Annotated in this window: 19 protein-coding genes; 7 read left to right on the top strand and 12 right to left on the bottom strand. The window is 36.3% G+C overall.

Translation table 11 applies throughout. The features are described from left to right. Window positions 1-538 precede the first annotated feature (538 nt). Window positions 539-3,295 carry a T9SS type A sorting domain-containing protein gene (locus CLV73_RS08530; protein WP_169925742.1) on the top strand — a complete coding sequence of 919 codons (2,757 nt, stop codon included), beginning with the start codon at window positions 539-541 and terminating at the stop codon, window positions 3,293-3,295. A gap of 65 nt (window positions 3,296-3,360) precedes the next feature. Here CLV73_RS08530 and CLV73_RS08525 read toward each other — a convergent pair whose 3' ends face one another. Genes CLV73_RS08525 through CLV73_RS08500 form a run of 6 tightly spaced genes read right to left on the bottom strand, consistent with a single transcriptional unit; the run spans window position 3,361 to window position 10,430 of the window. Next, on the bottom strand, window positions 3,361-4,110 hold the full coding sequence (locus tag CLV73_RS08525) for a succinate dehydrogenase/fumarate reductase iron-sulfur subunit (RefSeq protein WP_100376408.1): 750 nt from the start codon (window positions 4,108-4,110) through the stop codon (window positions 3,361-3,363). Between the two features lie 33 nt (window positions 4,111-4,143). Further along, a complete protein-coding gene (locus CLV73_RS08520) occupies window positions 4,144-6,060 on the bottom strand; it encodes a fumarate reductase/succinate dehydrogenase flavoprotein subunit (protein ID WP_100376407.1) in 1,917 nt (638 codons plus the stop codon). Window positions 6,061-6,071: 11 nt separating this feature from the next. Next, complete coding sequence (locus tag CLV73_RS08515; RefSeq protein ID WP_100376406.1) at window positions 6,072-6,728, bottom strand: succinate dehydrogenase cytochrome b subunit; 657 nt, start codon at window positions 6,726-6,728, stop codon at window positions 6,072-6,074. 16 nt (window positions 6,729-6,744) lie between these two features. Next, window positions 6,745-8,175 carry an anion permease gene (locus CLV73_RS08510; RefSeq protein WP_100376405.1) on the bottom strand — a complete coding sequence of 477 codons (1,431 nt, stop codon included), beginning with the start codon at window positions 8,173-8,175 and terminating at the stop codon, window positions 6,745-6,747. Between the two features lie 17 nt (window positions 8,176-8,192). Continuing rightward, the gene (locus CLV73_RS08505; protein ID WP_100376404.1) at window positions 8,193-9,347 is read right to left on the bottom strand and encodes a porin; all 1,155 of its coding nucleotides are present in this window, start codon (window positions 9,345-9,347) and stop codon (window positions 8,193-8,195) included. A gap of 33 nt (window positions 9,348-9,380) precedes the next feature. Continuing rightward, window positions 9,381-10,430, bottom strand: coding sequence for a linear amide C-N hydrolase (locus CLV73_RS08500; RefSeq protein ID WP_100376403.1), 1,050 nt, complete (start codon window positions 10,428-10,430; stop codon window positions 9,381-9,383). Window positions 10,431-10,811: 381 nt separating this feature from the next. Here CLV73_RS08500 and CLV73_RS08495 point away from each other — a divergent pair, with 381 nt between their 5' ends. Both CLV73_RS08495 and CLV73_RS08490 read left to right on the top strand, forming a co-directional pair. Continuing rightward, window positions 10,812-11,738 carry a malate dehydrogenase gene (locus CLV73_RS08495; protein WP_100376402.1) on the top strand — a complete coding sequence of 309 codons (927 nt, stop codon included), beginning with the start codon at window positions 10,812-10,814 and terminating at the stop codon, window positions 11,736-11,738. 214 nt (window positions 11,739-11,952) lie between these two features. Further along, window positions 11,953-12,828, top strand: a complete 876-nt coding sequence (locus CLV73_RS08490) for a helix-turn-helix domain-containing protein (RefSeq protein ID WP_100376401.1) — start codon at window positions 11,953-11,955, stop codon at window positions 12,826-12,828. Window positions 12,829-13,059: 231 nt separating this feature from the next. On the opposite strand, the gene CLV73_RS08485 is transcribed toward CLV73_RS08490, so the two are convergent. Further along, on the bottom strand, window positions 13,060-13,599 hold the full coding sequence (locus CLV73_RS08485; RefSeq protein ID WP_100376400.1) for a GNAT family N-acetyltransferase: 540 nt from the start codon (window positions 13,597-13,599) through the stop codon (window positions 13,060-13,062). A 128-nt stretch (window positions 13,600-13,727) separates the two neighbouring features. On the opposite strand from CLV73_RS08485, the gene pafA reads away from it, so the two are divergent. Further along, the gene (pafA, locus tag CLV73_RS08480) at window positions 13,728-15,374 is read left to right on the top strand and encodes an alkaline phosphatase PafA (protein WP_100376399.1); all 1,647 of its coding nucleotides are present in this window, start codon (window positions 13,728-13,730) and stop codon (window positions 15,372-15,374) included. Between the two features lie 52 nt (window positions 15,375-15,426). Here the strand turns inward: pafA and CLV73_RS08475 are convergent, their stop codons facing one another. Both CLV73_RS08475 and CLV73_RS08470 read right to left on the bottom strand, forming a co-directional pair. After that, window positions 15,427-16,557: a tetratricopeptide repeat protein gene (locus tag CLV73_RS08475; RefSeq protein WP_100376398.1), complete on the bottom strand. Its 1,131-nt coding sequence runs from the start codon at window positions 16,555-16,557 to the stop codon at window positions 15,427-15,429. Next, a complete protein-coding gene (locus tag CLV73_RS08470) occupies window positions 16,554-18,143 on the bottom strand; it encodes a helix-turn-helix domain-containing protein (protein WP_228424287.1) in 1,590 nt (529 codons plus the stop codon). The genes CLV73_RS08475 and CLV73_RS08470 overlap by 4 nt, the downstream gene beginning before the upstream one ends. A 212-nt stretch (window positions 18,144-18,355) precedes the next feature. On the opposite strand from CLV73_RS08470, the gene CLV73_RS08465 reads away from it, so the two are divergent. Next, window positions 18,356-19,669 carry a T9SS type A sorting domain-containing protein gene (locus CLV73_RS08465; RefSeq protein WP_100376397.1) on the top strand — a complete coding sequence of 438 codons (1,314 nt, stop codon included), beginning with the start codon at window positions 18,356-18,358 and terminating at the stop codon, window positions 19,667-19,669. 80 nt (window positions 19,670-19,749) lie between these two features. Here the strand turns inward: CLV73_RS08465 and CLV73_RS08460 are convergent, their stop codons facing one another. Genes CLV73_RS08460 through nadE form a run of 3 tightly spaced genes read right to left on the bottom strand, consistent with a single transcriptional unit; the run spans window position 19,750 to window position 21,419 of the window. Then, on the bottom strand, window positions 19,750-20,049 hold the full coding sequence (locus tag CLV73_RS08460; RefSeq protein WP_100376396.1) for a barstar family protein: 300 nt from the start codon (window positions 20,047-20,049) through the stop codon (window positions 19,750-19,752). 19 nt (window positions 20,050-20,068) lie between these two features. Next, on the bottom strand, window positions 20,069-20,572 hold the full coding sequence (locus tag CLV73_RS08455; protein WP_100376395.1) for a ribonuclease domain-containing protein: 504 nt from the start codon (window positions 20,570-20,572) through the stop codon (window positions 20,069-20,071). Window positions 20,573-20,624: 52 nt separating this feature from the next. Then, window positions 20,625-21,419 carry an NAD(+) synthase gene (gene nadE, locus CLV73_RS08450; RefSeq protein WP_100376394.1) on the bottom strand — a complete coding sequence of 265 codons (795 nt, stop codon included), beginning with the start codon at window positions 21,417-21,419 and terminating at the stop codon, window positions 20,625-20,627. A 192-nt stretch (window positions 21,420-21,611) separates the two neighbouring features. Here nadE and gldB point away from each other — a divergent pair, with 192 nt between their 5' ends. Continuing rightward, window positions 21,612-22,589: a gliding motility lipoprotein GldB gene (gene gldB / locus CLV73_RS08445; RefSeq protein ID WP_100376393.1), complete on the top strand. Its 978-nt coding sequence runs from the start codon at window positions 21,612-21,614 to the stop codon at window positions 22,587-22,589. A gap of 25 nt (window positions 22,590-22,614) precedes the next feature. Then, window positions 22,615-22,941 carry a gliding motility protein GldC gene (gene gldC, locus CLV73_RS08440; protein ID WP_100376392.1) on the top strand — a complete coding sequence of 109 codons (327 nt, stop codon included), beginning with the start codon at window positions 22,615-22,617 and terminating at the stop codon, window positions 22,939-22,941. The last annotated feature ends 45 nt before the right edge of the window (window positions 22,942-22,986 follow it).

Raw genomic sequence — 22,986 nt, 5'->3', positions numbered from 1 at the left:
CTTTATTGGTGGTATTTTTATGGATTTTTTTAATTTTAAAACTAAAAAATGTTATTTTTTTAAACTCTTGTATGTTTTTTTGTCATACATTTGTCTAAACTAAACAACTAAAGCCAATGAAAAATCAATACTTTAACCACTTTTTCTTGGAATAAATCTTTTTAGATTTTGTAAGATTCAACTATAATTTTACCTGACTCTTATTTGATGATTCAATGAACATGATTCGTTGGCTTGTTGATTCAATAAGATGATGAAATTATAGTAACCACTGTAGAAGATGTACTTTTCTATACTCTGTTTCGTTGTGAATTTTTAAATAATTAAGACAATGAAAACTTACTATTTAAGCAGGCATTTTTAATGACTTTTCCGGAGATTTTGTAAAATGTGACTATAATCTCATTCGACTTTTCATTAGCTAAATCAATACACATACGATGTTCATTGATTTGGTAAAACCGTTATGGAATTACAGGTAATTTCTGTAAAAAATTCCTTCTACTATTTATTCGGTGCGAATTCAAATCTTAATTCAATGAAAACAATTAAACTCATTCAACATACATGTAAAATTCTTATTTTCATGGTATTGCTCACATATATGGCGAACCCTGTTTCTGCACAAAACTGTCAGGGAAAAACATTAACCATTGGGGGTTGGGGGTCATCAAATACTTCCAATCCTAATGTGAGCTATCTTTATACTAACTTTAATAGTGCGTTTCCTAACGGACTTGTAGTTGGTTGTTCAGGTGGAAACACTCTTTCCTTGACTTCTCCACAGGCTGTTACAGATTTCCTTCCTTCAGGAGGAACGGCTTCTCCTTTAAATAATACCTATGTGAATCCTGGATCAGGATATAATAATGTATTGGCTGGTCAATTGGTTGCAGTAACGCTTGCGGTAGGTTTTGATAATTATGACGAAGGGTTTTCTTCTGCAGCTGCCAATTTAGGCGATTTTGTTTTTACTTCAGGAACTTTTCAGGGAATGACGGTTTCTCAGTTCTTGGTTTTGGCTAATAACTTTATCGGAGGATGCGGAGCATCTCAATATACAGCATCACAGTTTAATGAAGCAGCGACTGCTATTAATCAGAATTTTGACGAAGGAAATGTGGATCTGGGATATCTGTCTTGCTGTTCCTTAAAAATTCATGTTTCCTATGATCCTATCAAATGTCATGGTGGAACAACTACAGTACATGTAACAGCAACAGGAGGTGGTTCAAATGTACAGGGAGTCGGCGACTTTATTGTGGGTGCCGGAACTTATAATTATACTATCACTGAAGGAAACTGTACGGATACTGCTTCAATTGTTATAGGAGAGCCTTCTCTTTTAACAGTAAACATTGGAAACACTCCGATTTTATGTCATGGAGGCATGTCTACATTAACGGCAAATGTAAACGGAGGAACCGGTAGTTACAGCTATTTATGGTCTAATGGAGCGACTACTCAAAGCATACAGGCTGGAGCAGGTGTTTATTCTGTAGATGTAACCGATGCAAACTTATGTAATTCTTCAGCGTCAGTTACAGTTTCCGAACCGGAACAATTGACTGTTAATATTGGAAGTACCCCGATCTTATGTCATGGTGGTATGTCTACATTAACGGCTAATGCAAGTGGAGGAACCGGAAGTTACAGCTATTTATGGTCTAATGGAGAAACTACTCAAAGCATACAGGCTGGAGCGGGTGCTTATTCTGTAAATGTCACTGACATAAATTCCTGCAGCTCTTCAGCATCTGTTACAGTTTCTGAACCTGAACAGTTGGCTGTTAATATTGGCAGTACTCCGATTTTATGTCATGGAGGTATGTCTACATTAACGGCAAATACAAGTGGAGGAACCGGAACTTATACTTATTTATGGTCTAATGGAGCAACTACTCAAAGTATTCAGGCTTCTGCAGGTACTTATTCAGTTAGCGTGACTGATGCGAACTCATGTAGTTCTTCGGCTTCCGTTACAGTTTCTGAACCTGAACAGTTGGCTGTTAATATTGGCAGCACTCCGATTTTATGTCATGGAGGTATGTCTACATTAACTGCTAATGCAAGTGGAGGAACCGGAAGTTATACTTATTTATGGTCAAATGGAGCAACGACTCAAAGTATTCAGGTTTCTGCCGGTACTTATTCCGTAAGTATTACAGATCAGAATTCATGTTCAGCCAATGCATCCATAACTATTACCCAACCGGAACCTTTAGGATTAATTATTAATAAAGGAGATGTTACCTGTGTAGGTGGAACTGCCGCAGTAAGTGCTAATGTAACGGGAGGTACTCCTGCTTATTCCTATTTGTGGTCTAACGGAGCTGTGACTCAAACGGTAAACTTACCAGTAGGCAATTTCTCTGTGACAGTAACCGATGCTAATGGTTGTACAATTTCTCAATCATTTGAAGTAAAAATGCTTACTTGTAATGGCTTTACCACCGTTACACAAGGAGGATGGGGTGCAAAAGCATCCGGAGAGAACTGGGGAACCTATCGTGACCTGAATTTTGCATCAGCATTTCCTTCCGGTTTAACAATTGGTGCGGGAAGCAGATTCCTTAAACTTACGACTGCAAAAGCTGTAGACGACTTCTTACCGAGCGGAACTACGGCGAGAGCATTAAATGCAGGAACACTTGTAAATCCAGGAAGCAGTTACAAAAATGTGTTGGCGGGACAGGTTGTTGCATTAACCCTTAATCTTAGATTTGATCAGGTGAATCCTTCATTCTCATCTTCATCAACATGGTTGGGTGATCTTATTGTGATTTCAGGAACGTTTACAGGCTGGACTGTTAGTCAGGTATTAGCAGAAGCTAATAATGTTTTGGGAGGAGTAGCATCAAGTTATTCTCCGGATCAAATGAATTCAATAGTTGATGCAATTAACAACAATTATGATAATGGAACTGTAAATTTAGGAATATTAGGCTGTCCTTGTACGTCTACTCCTACCAGCTCATTGGCAAGAAATTCTGCAGAGAGCGGAGCTGCGTTGAGTAAACCTAATATTGCTGCAAATGAAGATTCTAAAGTATATCCTAATCCGACAAGAGGAGATATTAACCTAAGTTTTGAAAATGAGGAAGGCGGAAATGTGAGCGTTTATCTGTTTAATTCCGGTGGAAGAATGGTTGCAGATCTAAGTAAAAATGTTTCAAGAAATGGAAGCAGAGTAATGATTAGCTATCAAAACTATAGTTTACTGGAAGGAGTTTATATTTTAACCGTAAAAGCTTCTAAGTTTGAAAAATCATATAAGATTATAATAAGAAAATAATTCTTATTATTCTACAATTCAGTTTTATGGAACCCTCTGGAATACAGAGGGTTTTTCTTGGGAGTTTATTTTTTATTGAAAAACAAGGCTCTGCTATATTCATAATTCATTCTTGCAATATTCAGCACGGAAATTCCCTGTGGACACTCCACTTCGCAGGCTTCAGTATTGGAACAGTGGCCGAAATGTTCAGAGTCCATTTGTTTTACCATATTGAGAACGCGCTCGCTTCGTTCTTCTTTGCCTTGTGGCAAAAGTACCATATGGGTAATTTTTGCTGAGGTAAATAAAGCGGCGCTTCCGTTTTTGCAAGTCGCAACACAAGCACCACAACCAATACACGCCGCCGAATCAAAAGCTTCTTCAGCAGTTTGATGAGTAACCGCAATTGCTGTTGCGTCGGGAGCTTGTCCGGTGTTTATTGAAACAAAACCGCCTGAATAAATAATCCTGTCAAAAGCAGAACGGTCAACTTTTAAATCTTTTTTTACAGGAAAAGCTGCTGCCCGGAAAGGTTCAATTACAATAGTTTCTCCATCCTGAAAAGAACGCAAATGAAGCTGGCATGTTGTGGTGTGTTCTAAAGGTCCATGAGCCAATCCGTTAATCATCATTCCGCATTGTCCGCAGATTCCTTCACGACAGTCGTGATCAAATTCTACGGGTTCTTCACCTTCAATGATGAGTTTTTCATTCAGCGTATCCAGCATTTCAAGGAAAGACATATGAGGATTTAAACCTGTCAAATCATAATTTACCAGTTTTCCTTTGCTTTGATGGTCTTCCTGTCTCCATATTTTCAGATGTAAATCCATAATCTTGCGTTTTTAGGTTAAATAGATAAAAATTTATTTATAACTTCTCACTGTTGGCTGTATTTCTTCAAAAATTAAAGGTTCTTTAATGAGTTCTGGTTCATTATTTTCACCCGTCCAGTTCCATGCAGAGATAAATTGAAACTCGGCATCATTTCTCAAAGCTTCTCCATCCGGTGTTTGGTATTCTTCACGGAAATGTGCTCCACAGGATTCATTACGGGTTAAAGCATCATAACACATCAATTCACCAATTTCAAAATAATCCGCAACGCGGCCTGCTTTTTCTAGTTCGGTATTCATTGAATTTCCCTTCCCTGAAACTTTTACATCTTTATAAAATTCCTGCTTCAGTTTTCGGATCTCTTCAATAGCAAACTTTAATCCTTGCTCATTTCGGGCTAAACCACAATAATCATAAAGTAGTTTCCCGAGTGTCTTATGGAAAAAATCAACTGTTTTTGTTCCGTTGATATTGATAAAACTTTCGATTTGCTGTTTCACATGATTTTCCGCTTTTTCAAATTCAGTATCATCTGTAGAAATTTTTCCGGTATGGATTTCATTGGATAAATAATTGGCAATGGTATAAGGCGCAATAAAATATCCGTCAACAGATGCCTGAAGCAGGGAATTTGCACCCAGTCGGTTCGCTCCGTGGTCTGCAAAATTAGCTTCACCTAAAGCAAATAGGCCGGGAATAGTGGTCATCAATTCATAATCTACCCAAAGTCCGCCCATCGAAAAGTGTGCGGAAGGCGAAATCATCATGGGTTCTTTATAGGCATCATATCCGGTAATTTTAAGATACATATCAAATAAATTACCATATTTTTCCTTAATTTTTTCTTTTCCCTGTTCTTTAATAGCTTTAGAAAAATCAAGATATACTGCATTTTTCAAGGGACCGATTCCGAAACCTGCATCAATTCTTTCTTTGGCAGCTCTTGAGGAAATATCTCTTGGCGCCAAATTTCCAAAAGCAGGATATCGTCTTTCCAGATAATAATCTCTTTCCTCTTCAGGAATATCATTGGGATTTCGGGTTTCATTTTCTTTTAACGGAACCCAGATTCTGCCATCATTCCGTAGAGATTCGGACATCAACGTTAGTTTTGACTGATAGTCTCCGGATTGCGGCAGGGAAGTAGGATGCACCTGGATCCAGCTGGGAGAAGCCATTAAAGCTCCTCTTTTATGGGCTCTCCATATGGCAGAACCATTACAACCCATCGCTAAAGTCGATAAATAGTAGATTTTACCATAACCACCCGTTGCCAAAACAACAGCATGTGCAGAATGTCTTTCAATTTCCCCTGTATCTAAATTTCTGACGATAATTCCTCTTGCTTTTCCATCTATCGTAACTAAATCCAGCATTTCATGTCTTGAAAATAACTGAACACTTTTTTTACCTACTTGTCGCATCAATGCCTGATAAGCTCCTAAAAGCAATTGTTGTCCGGTTTGCCCTCTCGCATAGAAAGTCCGGCTTACCTGGACACCTCCGAAAGAACGGTTATTCAGATAGCCTCCGTATTCTCTGCCAAAAGGAACGCCTTGTGCAACTGCCTGGTCGATGAGGTTTAAGGAGCATTCTGCCATTCGGTATACATTGGCTTCACGGGCTCTGAAATCTCCGCCTTTTAAAGTGTCTACAAACATTCGGTACACACTGTCACCATCGTTTTTATAATTTTTGGCAGCATTTACACCACCTTGAGCGGCTACAGAATGCGCTCTTCTCGGGCTATCCTGGAAACAGAAGGATTTTACATTATATCCCATTTCTCCCAATGATGCGGCAATTGAACTTCCGGCTAATCCGGTGCCGACAACAATTATATCAAGTTTTTTTCGGTTGGCCGGATTAACGAGTTTGGCCGTTTTTTTATAGTTGTCCCATTTTTTTTCTAGAGGGCCTTCCGGTATTTTTGAATTTAAAATCATGATTTTTCAATTTAACGGTAAGTGAAGAATACATAAATCGGCATCAAAGCAAATCCGGTGCTGATAATGACAGAATAAGCTATTCCAACAGTTTTAAACCATTTTACAAATTTCGGGTGAAATAAGCCCAAGGTCCGGACTGCACTGTGAATCCCGTGAATTAAATGATAGCATAAAGCAATCATTGAAATGATGTAAATAACCACATACCACCATTCTTTAAAGACAGTTACCACCAAAATATAAAGATCTTTGTTCCCGTTTTCATCCAATGGGGGATTCCCGAACTTGTAGACATACCAGAAATTCTGGAAATGAATGACAAGGAAAATTAAAATTAACGTTCCTAAGATTCCCATATTTCTCGAATACCATTTACTGGCTCTTCCACGATGATCGGACTGATAACTTCCTCCTGATTTTTTGTTTTTCAAAGTAATAATTAACCCATCTAAGGCATGGAGAATTATACTTAAATACAGAATATAGGAGACTATTTTAATCACAATATTTCCTGATAGAAAATGTGAATAGGCATTAAACTGAAGGTGAGCCTGCTGCTGTGGTAAAAAAAGCTGAAGATTTCCTAAAAAATGAATCAACAGAAAGAAACTCAGAAAAAGACCTGTAAAACACATCCACATTTTTCTTGACAATGTTGATAGCATATTTTTTATTTTAAAATTAATAATAGCCTAACACTTTCATCCAAAGTCCACCCACTACCATGTAGATAACGAGTAAAACAATCCCTATTTCTAGACCTCGAAGCCACCAGGCTTTCAGGTCAACATATCCGCTTCCGAAAAATACAGGAGCGGGACCGTGTCCATAATGAGTCAATACTCCATAGATAGAACCTAAAAACCCGAGCATCATGGCCAATAGCATCGGTGGAATTCCTACGGCAACGCCAACTCCCAGTAAAGCGGCATACATTGCTGCAACATGGGCTGTAGCACTGGCAAAAATATAATGACTGAAAAAATAAACGAGAATAATAACGGGGAAAGCCACAGTCCAGGTCATATGACCGATTTTGGCTTTAATTAAATCACTGAACCAGCCTATAAATCCGAGCTCATTCAGTGAACTTGCCATCATTACTAGAACGGCAAACCAAACAATCGTGTCCCAGGCTCCTTTTTCGGATTTTACATCTTCCCAGGTGAGAACAGAAGTTAATAAAAGTAATGTTAAACCTATGAAAGCCGTTGTGGTTGCATCAATTGATAATGTTCCGCCAAAGATCCAAAGTACCAGTAAAATGAAGAATGCTAATAACATGAGCCACTCATTTTTGGAAATTGGCCCCATTTCTTTTAATTTCTGAGCTGCCATTTTGGGAGCATCCCCTGTCTTCTTCAGTTCAGGCGGATATAATTTGTATAATACTAACGGTACTACAAAGAAAGCTACCAATCCTGGGACGAAACCTGCTGCAGCCCAGGACATCCATGTAATATCTATTCCGAAGCCTGCGGCAAATTTTTGGCACATTGGGTTACTTGCTGTTCCTGTCAGAAACATAGATGAGGAGATGAGGTTCATATAATAACTGTTTAATGTTAGATATGATCCCAGTTTTCTATGCGTTTCGGGTTTATCAGGTACAGAATCAAAGCTGATGGCCATCGACTTCATGATCGGATAAATAATTCCGCCTCCTCTTGCTGTATTACTAGGAATAGCAGGAGCTAAACATACGTCTGCCAAACCTAATCCGTAGGCTAATCCTAATGAACTTCTTCCAAAAATTCTGATGAACAGGAAAGCTATTCTGTTACCCAGACCTGTTTTGATAAATCCTCTTGCGATAAAAAATGAAATTCCGATCAGCCAGATTACCTTATCTCCAAACCCTGAAAGTGCTTTTGTAATTGATTTTCCTGCGTCTCCCGGAGCTACAACCTGCGTTAAGGCGGTAAATCCAATAGCCATCATACACATGGTTCCCATGGGAGCAGCTTTTAAAATGATTCCTAAAATAGTGGCGGCAAAGATGGCGAATAAATGCCATGCGTTTTCTGCAACACCTTCCGGAGCAGGAATAAACCATATGATAAGAGCGATGGCAAATGTAATTGCGACAGCTTTAATATTGATTTCTTTCATAATAGTTAGTTTAATGTTTAAAATCTACTTTGTACCTGTATAATGAATAGATTATTGTTGTATTGAGAGGTGTTTTCTATCTGATATTTGTAGCGATCGAACTGCATTCCAAGCTGTATTCTCGCCCCGTAATTTTTCAAGAATTCTAAGCCGAACATTGGTGTGATGGTCTGTCTCGGATTGGAATTTAGCCGGAAATTAGTGTCTAAATATTCATAACGACAAGATAATTCGAAAGCACTCAGATTTCTATGGTTGATTTCATACCGTAAATTCGGAAGAAAATAGGCTCCACGAATCAGGTAGGCATCGGGATTTGATGGTCTTGTTTCAGGATCTGCCGCAAAATATAAAGGATGATTGGTTGCCTGTTTGGCTTCAAGCTGCATATCTAAACTCCATTTAGTATCAAACTGAACAAGTGAACTCAAATCAATTCCTACGGCATAGACTTTTTTACTTAAAACCTCACCAATACCACCGTTTAAACCAAGATTTAAATTGTATTTTTTAGCTAAACCAAAAACCAACCGCGTTGAATATTGTTTTCCGTTATCATTGTCATTGACTTGGTTTTTCCCATTTCCATTAACTACAGAAACTGCATATTGAAATGGGATTTGTCCTAATTGTAACTGCCCGGTTGCAGAAAGTCCGATCTGGAAGCTTGTCCAGCCCAATTTTCCGAATTCGGTGTACTGATTTGACCAGTCCAAAGATTTGATAATATCAATAGGATAGGTCTCTTCAATTCCGAACCAGGGCCTGAATTGTCCCACAGTAAAAGCTAATTTAGGATTGAAGGTGTATTTTAAATAAGCATTTTCAAGAACCCTGCCTTTCGGGTCGTTTTTAAAATCGGCTAAATTGGCGAGGGCAACAACCTCTGTACGTTTGCTGATTTGTGCACGAACTTGAACCCTCATATATTTTACCATGAAATTATTGCTGACTCCGGATTCATCGGAATGATGAAGACCGTTGACATCAACATCTTTAGACATTCCGACGAGATATCTTGCCTGAAAAAGACCTTTGATCTGGAGAATGGGATATTTCACATTATCTTCTTTCGTTTCGGTTTGTATAGAATCCGGAATCTGTGCGATTGCATTACAGCAAAATAGCATAAAGCAAAGCAACAGACTCTTTTTTATTGAAAAAAAAGTCATATTGTTTGTGTTTTGATGAGCGTATTTTTTGAATTAATTCAATCCTAAAAACTTAAATGGTGTAGATTCTTTGAAATTCGAATTTGCTTTTCCGTTGTAGGTTTGAAAATTGCTTAAATCTAACTTCATTACTTTCCCTTTTTCGGTTAAATCAAATTCTTTAAGGTTTACCCAAAACGTATTGGGAGTAAAAACCGTTTCGAAATAATATACCAGGTTTTTCTGATCGGAAACGGAACGCCATCTTGTAGAAGAAATATTAGGTTCGTTTTCTGTAGTAATTCCGTAAGGTACAGAGCAGTTTCTGATCACGCTGAAAACACTTGCTACCGCTGTTCTCGGATCTGCAGTTTGCGGAATTGCATTGATATAATAAGAGGCTCGCACAAATCGGTCTGCAGCACGGTTGGTTCCCGGAAGCATTACGGTTCCCGGAATTCCCTTCCAGTAATTATTTAAAGCTAATTGTTCATCAAAAACAGGAGAATTGGTCATTACAGTATATTCCGGAGAATGATGAATGATAAGTTTCCCGCCGAGATATTCAAAAACAGCATTGTCTCCTGAAGCATCGGAAAGAGAAAGATGTACGGTTGTGAATCTTTCGGTTCCTGGAATATAGTCACTTACGATAACAAATTTTTCTTTTCTGGCCTGTTCCACGGCTTCTTTTACAGTAGCAAAATTATCAAGAAAATATTGTGCCCATAATGAAATGGCAATGCCTTTTTTCCGGCCTTTAGGATCGAATTTCGGATATTCTGATTCTCCGAGCCATAAAAGATTGGCGACCAGTCCTTTTTCGTTCATTCCGTCTGAAGAAGCAATATCCCAGGAAGTACTGACCACGCTTCCGTATTTGGAGGTCCATTTTTCAGAAAGGGATCCTACTTCTCCTGTTCTTGCAATTCCTTTTGGAAGAATCCATAAATTGGCGGGAATTTCATCACGCCAGTCCATAGAACGGGCTGTAATAATAGTGTTTTCAGGACCTTTGTATACAACTCTTGTACATGCTTCAGAAGGATTCCACAATCCTATTGAAAGAATTAATGAAAAGAGAATTAAGGGAAATTTTCTCATGATAATATTTTTTGTGGGGTTGAGTCATTTTTGAATTCTAAAAGAAAAACATTCGATGAAATTTCAATAATTTTCAAAATTTGGTGATATAAATTTAATGAAAATTTATTTAATTAACACTTTTTTTCTAAAATTTTATATGAATACCTGTTAATAATCATTAATTAATTATTGAAGTAAAGAATATTGATGTTAATAATTATTAACTCAGAAAAAGGTTTTTAATAATAAAGTAGGGAGTACTTTTGGTGAGCATTAATGGATTTATTAAAAATACAATTAAAATTCCTGAAAAATTGCCCACTTTTTCAGGAATCATTAAATTTGGGAGTTAAAATTTTGAACTAAACTTTAAAAATAAATTTTAAAAAAGTATACATTATGAAAGTAACTGTAGTAGGAGCAGGAGCTGTAGGAGCTAGCTGTGCAGAATACATCGCTATGAAAAACTTCTGTTCGGAAGTAGTTTTAGTAGATATTAAAGAAGGATTTGCTGAAGGAAAAGCAATGGATTTGATGCAGACAGCATCGTTGAACGGATTTGATACAAAAATTACCGGAACAACAGGTGATTACAGCAAAACTGCAGGTTCTCATGTAGCGGTTATTACTTCAGGTATTCCAAGAAAACCTGGAATGACAAGAGAAGAGTTAATCGGTATTAATGCGGGAATCGTAAAAGAAGTTACTGAAAATTTAGTAAAACATTCTCCTGAGGTAATTATTATCGTGGTTTCTAACCCAATGGATACAATGGCTTATCTTGTACACAAAACTTCTGGACTTCCTAAGAACAGAATCATCGGAATGGGAGGTGCACTAGATTCTGCAAGATTCAAATACAGATTGGCAGAAGCGTTGGAAAGCCCTATTTCTGATGTTGATGGAATGGTAATTGCGGCTCACAGTGATACAGGTATGCTTCCTTTATTGAGTAAAGCAACCAGAAATGGTGTTCCTGTAACAGAATTCTTAGACGAAGAAAAACAAAAATATGTAATTGAGGAAACTAAAGTAGGAGGAGCAACTCTTACGAAATTATTAGGAACTTCAGCTTGGTATGCTCCGGGTGCTGCAGTTTCTGTAATGGTTCAGGCAATTGCATGTGATCAGAAGAAAATGATTCCTTGCTCATTGATGTTAGAGGGTGAATACGGGCAAAACGATATCTGTTTAGGTGTTCCTGCAATTATCGGAGCAAATGGTGTGGAAAAAATCGTAAATATTACCCTTACTGCAGAAGAGCAATTGAAATTTGCAGAAGCAGCTCAGGCGGTAAGAGATGTAAATGGTGATTTGAAGTTTTAATTATTAAGCTTAGTTATAATAAAACCGCGCCCGAAGGGCGCGGCTTTTTTGTGAAGGAAATGAAAATAAGTTTTTATAATAAAAAAACGTTATATATTAGCCGAAATTCAATAAATCTTTTGTTTGATTCCTAAAAACAAGGATAGTTGAGAAAAAGGTTGGGATTTTTATATTTTTTTATTAATTTAATAGACGAATAGTTTTAAGAGGGAAAATGACGTATACAATTACAGACAGATTAAAAAAAACAGGGTTCAGCATGAATCCGTTAAGTTATGTTATAGAAAGAAATGGAGGCAAAAGAGATTTCAATACCTTAGAGTATTTTAATATCTGGTTTATATTTGATGATCTTGAAATGATCATAGAAGGACAAAGTTATGAAGTAAAAGGAATTAGTACTGTTTTTATTGGACCACATAAAAGTATGGTTTTTGGAGAATGCAAAGGGAAAGAGGCCTATGCTTTTTCTTTTTCATCTATTTTTTATGAGCAGTGTTCAACCGATTCGGTTTTTTTAAATTCTGCCTTATTTTTTAATTATGGAAGAGATGTCTTTATTTCTCATTACACAGGCGATGTTCCTAAAGATATCATGAGGTATTTTCTGATCACCAGACTTCAGGAGTTTCAGAAAAAAGATGAAAGACTTTTTGTTTCGGCAGCACACAATACCGTGGAAACTATAATACTTGACGCATTGTTGGCAACCAATCAAGAAGAGATCGAAAAAGATGAAAAGCTGGAATATGTGTCTTATGTTAACAGATTTAGGGTCATGCTTCAAAGAGATTTTAAAACGCAGAAAAAAGTTTCATACTATGCCAATGCTCTTCATATTACTACAAGAAAGCTTACCAGTATGACTGAGTTTATAGCTGGGAAGTCTGCCAAAGAAATGATTATCGATAAACTGGTCAGCGAATTTGAGAAATCTGTAAAATATACAACACTTACGATTTCTGAAATATCTTACCAGTTAGGATTTTCGGATGAAGCCAACTTTACAAACTTCATTAAAAAACATACGGGGAAAAAACCTACGGAATTCCGAAGCCTTGTCAGCTGTGTTTTTCCATTCTCCATTTGATTTTTTGAAACTTAAAAACTAACTACTCCATGAAACTTATCAAATTTAAACAACTATCTTTCTATTACTTTTAAAGGTAACTTTTCATATAATTCCATTTGCTGATTGAGAATTGTCAGGATAAAAATTTCGTTTTCCGATAAATTTTGAACAGATTTACCAAGTAGATTTTATTTTTGGTAGTATTTCGTATGTACTTATTATCTGTTGCTTATCACGGAATAAATCAACCTAAATAAATATCTCAAAACTCATGAATAAAGCGGTTTCTGAAGAATCTTTATACAGCTTTGTATTAATCCCAGTGATGGAAAATCCTGCCTTCTGATAAAATTGTATGGCGGGATAATTGGTGTTCTGAACTTCGAGTTCTACCATTCTGCATTGTAATTCTCTGGCTTTACGATTGACATATTTGATGAGTAATCTTCCGATATTTTGGCCTCTGAATTTTTCATCAATCAGAATATTTTCAATAAAAAGACTGTTGTTCCATGCTCTAAAATCACAGATTGCCCAACCGATTAACTCGTCATTTTCAAAAACTCCGAAAGAATTCCCCTGTTCAATAATTTCATTCAGATCATTGATGCCTTCAGTATTTGTTTCCCAGATCTTTTTATAATATTGTTTTTTTTCTCTTATAGTAAACTCAAAAGAAGTTCCGATCTCAATGGTAGAAACGCTGAAGATCTTATCGGTTTCATAGCCGTTGAAACCCCAGTTCAGAGTAGGGTTGGAGATAAGTTTTTCTAGTTTTTTGATTTCCATTTAAACGGTAAAAAATGAGTATTAAACTATAATATTATGTATCAACAGTATTATCTCAAATTTAATCAAAATTTCACACATCAAAGTTTTCAAAACCCGTAAATTTGTTCCCAATAAAATTTTACTGAATGCTTAGGAAAATTTCGATTGCAGCGGTTACTTTTTTGTCCGTTTTTACAATCAATGCGCAGAAGAACAAAAATTCACAGTTAGAAAGACCAAAACTGGTCGTAGGTTTGGTGGTAGATCAGATGAGGTGGGATTACCTGTATCGTTTTTATAATAAATACGGTAATGATGGCTTCAAAAGGCTATTGGGAACAGGTTATTCGTTGAATAATGTACATATTCCTTATGTTCCTACCGTTACAGCTTTAGGGCATACTTGTATTTATACAGGTTCGGTTCCGGCAATTCATGGGATTGCAGGGAATGACTGGACGGATAAGGAAACAGGACAAAATGTATATTGTACAACAGATGAGAATGTAAAACCGGTAGGAACAACCAATGCAAAAATTGGAAGCCATTCTCCGAAAAACCTTTGGTCGACTACAGTGACCGACGAATTGAGATTAGCAACCAATTTTCAGGGAAAAGTAATCGGAGTTTCTTTAAAAGACCGTGCATCTATTCTTCCGGCGGGTCACAATCCGAATGGAGCTTTCTGGTTTGATGATTCTTCAGGTAATTTTATTACGAGTACTTGGTATATGAATGATTTACCACAATGGATAAAGACGTTCAATTCTCAGAATTTGCCGGATAAATTGGTGGAAAATGGTTGGAATACTTTATTGCCGATCAGCCAGTACACAGAAAGTTCTCCGGACAATTCTCCTTGGGAGGGATTGTTGGGAAGTGCGAAAACGCCTACCTTTCCTTACAGTAATTTAGCGGCTGATTATAAAGCGAAAAAAGATAATATCCGTTACACACCTTTCGGAAATACCCTGACTTTGAAATTGGCAGAAGCTTCTGTGGAAGGAGAAAGACTTGGTGGAGACGATATTACAGACTTTTTAGCCATCAATTTGGCATCAACGGATTATGCAGGTCATAAATTCGGTCCGAACTCTATTGAAGTTGAAGATGTGTATTTAAGGTTAGATCAGGATTTAGCTCAGTTTTTCAATTATCTGGATTCAAAAGTTGGTAAAGGTCAGTATACGGTTTTCCTTTCTGCAGATCACGGAGGAGCACATTCTGTAGGATTTTTACAGGAACATAAAATCGCGACAGGTTTCTTTGGGGAAGGAATGGAAAAAAATATCAATGAGAAGCTGAAAGAGAAATTCGGGGTTGATAAGCTGATTAACGCGGTTGATAATTACCAGGTTTATTTTGACAGAAAGTTACTGAAAGATAACAAACTGGAACTGGATGATGTAAGAGATTTTACCATCAAGGAATTGGAAAAAGATCCTACTGTACTGTATGCTGTTTCAGTAACGGAAGTTCAGGAAGCGACAATTCCGGAGCCTATCAAACAGAGAATTATTAATGGTATTAACAGGCAGAGAAGTGGTGATATTCAGCTGATCTCTCATGATTCTATGCTGCCTCCGTATTCAAGAACAGGAACTACACATAGTGTCTGGAATTCGTATGATTCTCATATTCCGTTAATCTTTATGGGATGGGGAATTCAGCATGGAGAAAGTAACAAACCTTATTATATGACGGATATTGCTCCTACTGTTTCATCTTTACTGAAAATTCAGTTTCCCAGCGGAAATGTAGGAAACCCAATTACAGAAGCTATTGGCAAATAGATTTCTCATTGTTATAAATAAAAAACATTCCAATTTGGAATGTTTTTTTATATTATGAAGTGTGTATAATCTGCTGGATTTCTCTTTGGTACTTTTTATTCTGCTTCTTTATTTTTAAGATCAAGTATAAAAAAACACTTATGATCATTAAACTTATCACAGACGAAATGATCATTAGATAAATATAGTAAGATTTAATTTCTTTATTCTTGGCCGAAGTATCTTTATTATGATTATCAATAACCCGATTGATGGAGGTTAATTCATTTTCTTTTCTTTTGAAGCGCATTTCAAAATATTTTCTATTGTAAAGCTGGTAAAGATCCTGCTGCCTTAAAGCAAGATAATTATCAGACATTTCTTTATAAATTCCTTCGTTCAGAACAATATCACCTGTATTTTTACTTAGGCTTTCTGCTTTCTGTAAAAGATCTATAGCGGTCTGATATTCACGTTTCTGTTTGTACATTTCTGCCATTCCTTTTAAAGCAAAGGCTTCAAGACTTTTTGCATGATTTTTCCGGGCATAATTCACAGATTGTAAAAACGCCTTTTGTGCGTTGTCTATTTGATTGAGATTAAGGTAGCAATAACCAATGTTGTAATATACTACGCTTACATTAGAAGAAGCGGTTTTACTTAAAGGAGCCTTTTCAAAATTTTGCAGAGCAATCAGAAATTTTTCAAGAGCAATTTCAGAGTTGGACTGGCTTTTGTAAATCATCCCCCGTATAGCATAACTTCTGGCGGTTTCCAGATATCTTTCAGGTGAATCAGGGGTTTTCGCTAGATATGTATCTGCTTCGTTGAGGGTTTCAAGGCTTTTGCTGAAAAGTTCCATTTGCTGATATTGTATGGCAACAGCGATGAGAACGCTTGCCTGGTTTTTCGCGTCATTTGTTTTTTGCGAAAGTTCTTTTGCTTTTAAAATATATTTCAAAGACTCATCAAAATTTCTTTTGGCAATATGGGCTGTAGAAAGAAGCATGTAGATCTTGATAGAAGTATTGATATCATTGTCTTTTTCCAACAGGTCCTTTCCTATTTTAATAGCATTCTCCGGATTATCATAGATTTCGTTATAAGCCTTTTTCATCAGAGAATCCGTAGCGTTTTTTTGAGCATTTATAGAGATGCAGAAGCTCAGGAATAAAAATGAAAGTATTGTTAATGTGAATTTCATGATGACTTACTTTTACTGATTTCCTGGATATAAGCATTGGGAGACATTCCCGTAACAGATTTGAATACGGTTGTAAATGTGCTGTGAGATGAAAATCCTGAATATTCTGCAAGATAACTAACCTTATAATTAAGAAATATCGGATTGGTTCTCAATAAATGAGCAATATGATTGATTCTTAATTCATTAATATAGCCATTGAAGTTCTTTTCTTTGCTGCTGTTAATGACTTCCGAAAGGTATTTTGTGTTGATTTCCATTTGAGAGGAAAGCAGAGAGAGAGACATGTTTTTATTCAGAAACCGGTCGGATTGTTCAAATTCTTCAAGCTTTTGGAGGATTTCTTCTTCTTTTTCCTTTGATATTTTATTGGAATCCTTTTCCGGGTTTTTGTCAATAGCCGGAATTGTTTTTATAATAGACAAGGAAGAGGCAATTTTCTGTTTTTGTCTTCTTTGCTTTTCAAAAAAGTCAAATTGTTTTTTTAAATCTCTGTTTTCATTTTTAATAATGAGCAAATAAATGAGTAATCCGAGAATTAAAAAGCTTAAGATTAATGTTAATATCCAAAAAGACTGTGAATAGCTTTGTTTTTGGAATTCAATATTTTTATTCAGATTGGTCTCTACAAGCTTTACAATATAACGGATTCCTTCTTTGGTATTAGAATCTTCATGTGTTTTTAAATCAGTGTAAAGTTTATTGTACTGGTGATATTTAACATTATCATGCAGTGTAAAATAATTTCTGGATAACGATTCGTAAATTTTAATTTTTAAGCTATTGAAAGGGAGATTTACAATTTGCGAAAGTGCTGTTTCTGATTTGGCAATCGACGTTTTATAATCCTGTTTAAGAAAATAATAGCGGGATAAAGTTTCATAAGCTAATCCTAATAAAAACGGACGGTCTTTATATTTTTCAAGACTATAAATCAAACTGTCTATTAGTTTTTTAGACTCTTCTAAACGGTTCAGTTTTATCAAATATGTTGAACAGAAAATCTTATTCTCAATTTTTGTTATGGTATTTTCTTCGTTACTGTTATTAGTATACTTATCGCTTTTATTGAGGTATTGTAAAGCAGCTTTGTATTCTCGGTTGATTCCGAAATTAAGAGCTTGCAGCTGATAAAGTTTGGCCGTTGTGATTCTTAACCTTGGATCATTGCTTTTTAAAAGACGTTGATCAGACAGAAGATGAGTGATGATTTTTTTTGACTGATTATATAAATCCAGGTTTTGATATTGCTCGGCAAGGTTATAATCTCCAAAAACCTGCATAAAATAAGAAAGATTTTTCTGCTGAAAATCTTCTTTCTGGATAGAGGTGCTTACAGATTGTACATAATCTCCCTTCATGGCATACGCTTGCGAGATGATATTTTGCAGCACTATTTTATGTTCAATATTCTGATCACTGAGAAGAAGACTTTGTGAATAGCTGATGCAGTCATCGGGATTTTGATACAGTTTTTGAAATGCTTTATCTGCCAAAATCGTAAAGTCGGGGCCGGACTGTCCGTTTATAAAAATGGAACAAAAAACGACAATTAACAGTAAAATATTCCTTTTATTTTTCGGCATTTTCTGAAGCAATAATTTGTTTTCTTTGTTTTTGTGAATAATCTTGTTAAAAGTTATCTTCAATACGCTATTCGTTTATGTGGTTGGTTTTTAGATTTTTATATATTTTATTCTTTTGAATTTCACGAATTATAAAAGACAATTTCTTTTAATTGGGTAAATATAATATTAATATTGTTCCCACCAATTCAAAATATTAAATATAACAAAGTATGAAAAAAATTTACAATCTTTCAATTAAAGTATTGGCGGAGTATTGCTTGTTGAATTTTGGAATTACAAAAGCACAGCTTACTGTAATGGGAACTGGCAATTACAATGTAGGTGCTGTTTCTGATAATGGGGTTGTAAGTATGCATACCAGTGCAGGTGCAATTTATAAATGGTCTGCAGCCGGTGGGCTTGTACAGATAGGAGCGCTTACAAATGGTTACCCTGCAGCAGGAAGAACGGTTGTTTCCAATGATGGGACCAAAATTGCATCTTCAACAACGAACTCTGCGACAGGGTTTAACGAAATAGCCACTTATGATGTAGCTACTTCTACGTGGACGAACAGGGGAGGACTTGTTCCTACAGGTTGGGACGGATCTGTAAGTTCCACTTGGGGAATGAACGCGAATGGAACTATATTGGTTGGTTTGGGCTGGCTTACTGCGGCTACTGCGCACGCAGTAAAATGGGATGCTGCAGGTGGAGTGGTAGATTTAGGAAGTATTGTTTCAGGAAGAAGTTCAAGAGCAAATGCCGTGAATACCGACGGAACTGTAATTGTTGGCTGGCAAGATGAAACAACGGGAACGAGAAGCGGAGCAAGATGGGTAAATGGTGTGGAGAGCTTTATTACGGATAGTGGTGGAAATAATCTAGGTGAAGCCGGAGCAGTTTCTGCAGATGGAAATACAATTATAGGTTCAGCATTGCCTAATCCTTATGTCTGGAATACAACATCGGGAGTAACATATATAACACATCCAAATTCCTCGGTCTTCTTCAGGGGTGGTGCAACAGGAATATCTGCTGATGGAACAACTGTAGTAGGGTTTTTCAGGGCGTTTTCTGCACCTCCGATGTCTGGAGAAGGCTTTATTTGGACTGCGGCCAATGGGCGTGTTAACCTTAACGATTATGCAACATCATTGGGAATAGCAACCAATGGAGTAACGATGGGATTACCTTTGGCAATTTCCCAGGACGGGAAAAAAATTGCAGGAACAGGTTTGAATGCATCGGGGCAAATCGTAGGTTTTTATTTGGATCTTACACAATATTTATCGGTGAAGGATCATGTGAAGGATAATAATGATATAGGAATTTATCCAAATCCGGTAACGGATATCCTTTATTTTAAAGGTGTTGAAAAAATTGATAAGGTTGAAATTTATAATATGGTCGGGCAAAAAGTGAAATCATTCAACTCGGTAGATCATCAGATTGACGTGTCGTCTTTATTAAGTGGAGATTATCTATTGCAATATTCTGTTAAGGGGGGAAAACAACAGAATTATAAATTCATAAAGCGGTAAATAAGTATTAGACAGATTCACTTTGACACCTTAGACCAAAAAACTCGCAGAGCAATCTGCGAGTTTTGTTATATTTAGCCTTATTTTTCTTCTTCGTCATTATCCTCGTATTGCTCCAAATAATAAGTGAAAGTAAAATCTTCCATCTCATCCTCGATGTCTTCCAATGTTGCTAATAAATCTTCGAAAATCTCCAGTTGGTCAATACTCATATTCACAAACTCTAAATGAAGAGGCATTTCCAGTTCTCCGGTAATGACATCAGCTAACGCATCCAGATTCTCCCCAAAATACTCGGGAAGCGGTAGCTTTTCTTTTAATTGAGCATAGAAATCTTCATAATCTCCTATGTCCGTAAAATCTATATATATTGTGTGCATATTACTTTTTTAATTTTTGTTATTGCTTCTCAAAGCTTTTATAATGGTTTTTCGTTAAATAAACATCGCCATTTTTGGTGAAAATAATACGGTCTGCATTTCTGCTTCCGCAATGGTAATTCACATCAGCTTCAAAATATTGTTGTCCTTTAGGGAGTTTACCTTCTCTGTTTCCAAAATGATCTCCGCCAATAGCTTTTCCTGGCAAAACGTCACAAAGATTCCCTTTTGAAGGATTCCAGCCGTGTTTCCTTGCTTCATTTTTTGTAATATAATAATCAGGAAGCTTGTGATTTTGTTTTACATAAGAAATAACTTTTGTTTCTTCTGTAATAGAATAAATTTCACTACTGTTTTCAGATGTATTCCCTTGTTTCGTTTGAAAATAACTTTCATTATTAATTATCTTTTCCTGTTGAGGAGAATTTTTATCTTTAATAAAGTTATTATAGACATACATAACGGACATTCCGAAAAGCAGTCCTAAGCAGATGAAGAAAAGAGATCTTGTTTTAGCATTCATAGTTTAAAAATTTGAATGTGGTAATCATCAATTTGGCATTCCTACATTAATTTTACCCTTCTCTCCACTCTTCCGGAATATCACAGATAGGAATCGGAACCATTTTATGTTTTGCCGCTTTATGCATTCTGTCAAAAATCATAAAGACTTCTTTATCGCGACCTTCATAGTCTTCCACTGCTTTAGTTCCGTATTCTTTCTGAATTTTTTCAAGCTCAGGATAAGTTGCACCAATTTGATCTTCGTCGGTTCTTTCCGCATCCCAAAGTCCGTCCGTAGGAATTGCATTCTGAATACTTTCAATAAGGTTTAATTCTTTTGCCAGTTGGTAAACTTCAGTTTTATAAAGATCGGCAATTGGAGAAACATCTACACCGCCATCTCCGTATTTGGTGTAAAAACCAATCCCGAAGTCTTCCACTTTATTTCCTGTTCCGCAAACTAAAAGTCCGTGAAGCTGACCAAAATAATATAGAGTAACCATTCTGAAACGGGATCTTGTATTGGCCAAAGATAAATTGTTGCTCCATCTTCCTTCCACATGGTCTTCTACACTGTTTTCGAAAGTTTCAAAAACGGGAGTCAGATCAATTCTCTTTCCCTGAACATTCGGAAATCTTCTTTTTAAATCTTCAATATGATCCTGAGCTCGGTTTACCTGATCCTGCTTTTGCCTAATCGGCATTTCCAAAAGCAAAACTTCAAGCCCGGTCATGGCACATAAGGTAGAAACCACACCGGAATCTACACCGCCCGAAACTCCTATTACATATCCTTTTACATTTGCTTTGGTGGCATAATCTTTCAGCCAGTTTACGATATGATCTATTACTTTTTGTGTCTGCATATTTTTATTGTTAAATCGTTGAATCGTTAAATTAGTTAAAATTGCAATTGATTTACAGGTTGTTATGGTGATAATTTGTTGCTTTAAAAAACAATATGGCTACCTTGTCTTCCGATAACTTATCAACCTCACAATTGAATATTTTCCGATTATATTCCTTATTTTTGTGTGTTTAAAAACGATGTAAAAATAATGAAGATTTTCCGAATTGCTATACTTTCTTCCATTTTAGTTTTAAGCTTAGATTCGTGTAAAAAAGAGCAGGAGTCACAATGGAAGGTAGAAATCGAAAAGCCGGCAGAAAAAGTGCAGGTGGTGGATATTTCTAAAATGTTTTATGATAAAAATGTTCCGTTGGAGCAGTTTAAAACTCAATTTCCGTGGTTTCAGGGAACAGTGCCTGATGAAGATTTTGCAAAAAGAAGAACGGATGGGAATGAAATTAAAATCTACAATGAGGCAATTCATAAAATAGATGTTAACAAACTTCAGACTGAGCTTCAGGAATTATTTTCACACATAAAATACTATTACCCCAAATTTAACAGCCCGAAAGTATACTTATTTTCGTCTGCTTTGCAAATGGCTCAGGATCCGATTATTTATGATGAAAAAACTGGGTTCTTGTTTATTGATATTACAGGATTTATGGGAGATGGAAACCCTAATTATAAAGGATTGGAACTATATTTCCAAAAATCTATGAACCCGGCTAATATTGTGCCCAAAGTTTCCCAAATTTTTGCAGAGAATATAGTAACAGCTCCAACAGAACAGAAGTTTGTAGATCAGCTGATTCTTAATGGGAAGATTATGACCCTTCAGGATGCCTTTTTACCAAACTTCCCGGATTATCTTAAAATGAATTACACTCAAAAACAATACGACTGGGCGGTTACCAATGAAGCGAATATCTGGAATTATTTTGTGGAGAGTAATTTAGTGTTCAGCGATGATCCCAGATTGGTAGAACGTTTTATTTCTCCGGGACCGTTCTCAAAATTTTATACAGAAATAGATAATGAATCTTCTCCTCAGATCGGTATTTTTACTGGGTGGCAGATTTGTAAATCTTACTTAAAACAAAATCCGGAAACGAAACTGGTGGATTTCTTAAAAATAGATGCACAGACCATTTTCAACCAATCAGGATATAAGCCTAAAAATTAATTAAAGAATTAGAAAAATAGAAAGAATGAGAAAAACTCAGATTACGATAGATGTAGAATTAGATGAAAACCACATTCCGGAAACTATTACCTGGAATGCGCAGGATGGAGGAATCGAAAAAGAGGAAACCAAAGCAACCATGATCTCTGTTTGGGATGATAAAGCAATGGAAGCATTAAGAATTGATCTTTGGACCAAGGAAATGCCGGTTGACCAAATGAAAATGTTTATTCATCAGGTTTTGGTTTCTCTTGGAAATACGTATCAAAGAGCGACAGGGGAAGAAGATGTGGCACAGTGGATGGAGCAGATAGCAGAAGAATTTGCTATTAAATCTGCCATAAAAATGTAAAACCGCTTTTAGCAATTGGCAATTGGCTTTTTGCTAAAAGTATTA

Origin of the sequence: Chryseobacterium geocarposphaerae, from assembly GCF_002797535.1 — a bacterium.
Taxonomy (GTDB): domain Bacteria; phylum Bacteroidota; class Bacteroidia; order Flavobacteriales; family Weeksellaceae; genus Chryseobacterium; species Chryseobacterium geocarposphaerae.
This window is presented reverse-complemented; position numbering and strand designations above follow the sequence as displayed.

What these genes read in the sequence shown, in the direction of transcription:
- CLV73_RS08485 (WP_100376400.1), bottom strand. Translation starts at nt 13,599, where the DNA reads ATGGAAATCAAAAAACTAGAAAAACTTATCTCCAACCCTACTCTGAAC.
- CLV73_RS08510 (WP_100376405.1), bottom strand. Translation starts at nt 8,175, where the DNA reads ATGAAAGAAATCAATATTAAAGCTGTCGCAATTACATTTGCCATCGCT.
- CLV73_RS08500 (WP_100376403.1), bottom strand. Translation starts at nt 10,430, where the DNA reads ATGAGAAAATTTCCCTTAATTCTCTTTTCATTAATTCTTTCAATAGGA.
- CLV73_RS08465 (WP_100376397.1), top strand. Translation starts at nt 18,356, where the DNA reads ATGAAAAAAATTTACAATCTTTCAATTAAAGTATTGGCGGAGTATTGC.
- gldB (WP_100376393.1), top strand. Translation starts at nt 21,612, where the DNA reads ATGAAGATTTTCCGAATTGCTATACTTTCTTCCATTTTAGTTTTAAGC.
- CLV73_RS08475 (WP_100376398.1), bottom strand. Translation starts at nt 16,557, where the DNA reads ATGAAATTCACATTAACAATACTTTCATTTTTATTCCTGAGCTTCTGC.
- CLV73_RS08530 (WP_169925742.1), top strand. Translation starts at nt 539, where the DNA reads ATGAAAACAATTAAACTCATTCAACATACATGTAAAATTCTTATTTTC.
- CLV73_RS08525 (WP_100376408.1), bottom strand. Translation starts at nt 4,110, where the DNA reads ATGGATTTACATCTGAAAATATGGAGACAGGAAGACCATCAAAGCAAA.
- pafA (WP_100376399.1), top strand. Translation starts at nt 13,728, where the DNA reads ATGCTTAGGAAAATTTCGATTGCAGCGGTTACTTTTTTGTCCGTTTTT.
- CLV73_RS08520 (WP_100376407.1), bottom strand. Translation starts at nt 6,060, where the DNA reads ATGATTTTAAATTCAAAAATACCGGAAGGCCCTCTAGAAAAAAAATGG.
- gldC (WP_100376392.1), top strand. Translation starts at nt 22,615, where the DNA reads ATGAGAAAAACTCAGATTACGATAGATGTAGAATTAGATGAAAACCAC.
- CLV73_RS08455 (WP_100376395.1), bottom strand. Translation starts at nt 20,572, where the DNA reads ATGAATGCTAAAACAAGATCTCTTTTCTTCATCTGCTTAGGACTGCTT.
- CLV73_RS08495 (WP_100376402.1), top strand. Translation starts at nt 10,812, where the DNA reads ATGAAAGTAACTGTAGTAGGAGCAGGAGCTGTAGGAGCTAGCTGTGCA.
- CLV73_RS08505 (WP_100376404.1), bottom strand. Translation starts at nt 9,347, where the DNA reads ATGACTTTTTTTTCAATAAAAAAGAGTCTGTTGCTTTGCTTTATGCTA.
- nadE (WP_100376394.1), bottom strand. Translation starts at nt 21,419, where the DNA reads ATGCAGACACAAAAAGTAATAGATCATATCGTAAACTGGCTGAAAGAT.
- CLV73_RS08515 (WP_100376406.1), bottom strand. Translation starts at nt 6,728, where the DNA reads ATGCTATCAACATTGTCAAGAAAAATGTGGATGTGTTTTACAGGTCTT.
- CLV73_RS08490 (WP_100376401.1), top strand. Translation starts at nt 11,953, where the DNA reads ATGACGTATACAATTACAGACAGATTAAAAAAAACAGGGTTCAGCATG.
- CLV73_RS08460 (WP_100376396.1), bottom strand. Translation starts at nt 20,049, where the DNA reads ATGCACACAATATATATAGATTTTACGGACATAGGAGATTATGAAGAT.
- CLV73_RS08470 (WP_228424287.1), bottom strand. Translation starts at nt 18,143, where the DNA reads ATGCCGAAAAATAAAAGGAATATTTTACTGTTAATTGTCGTTTTTTGT.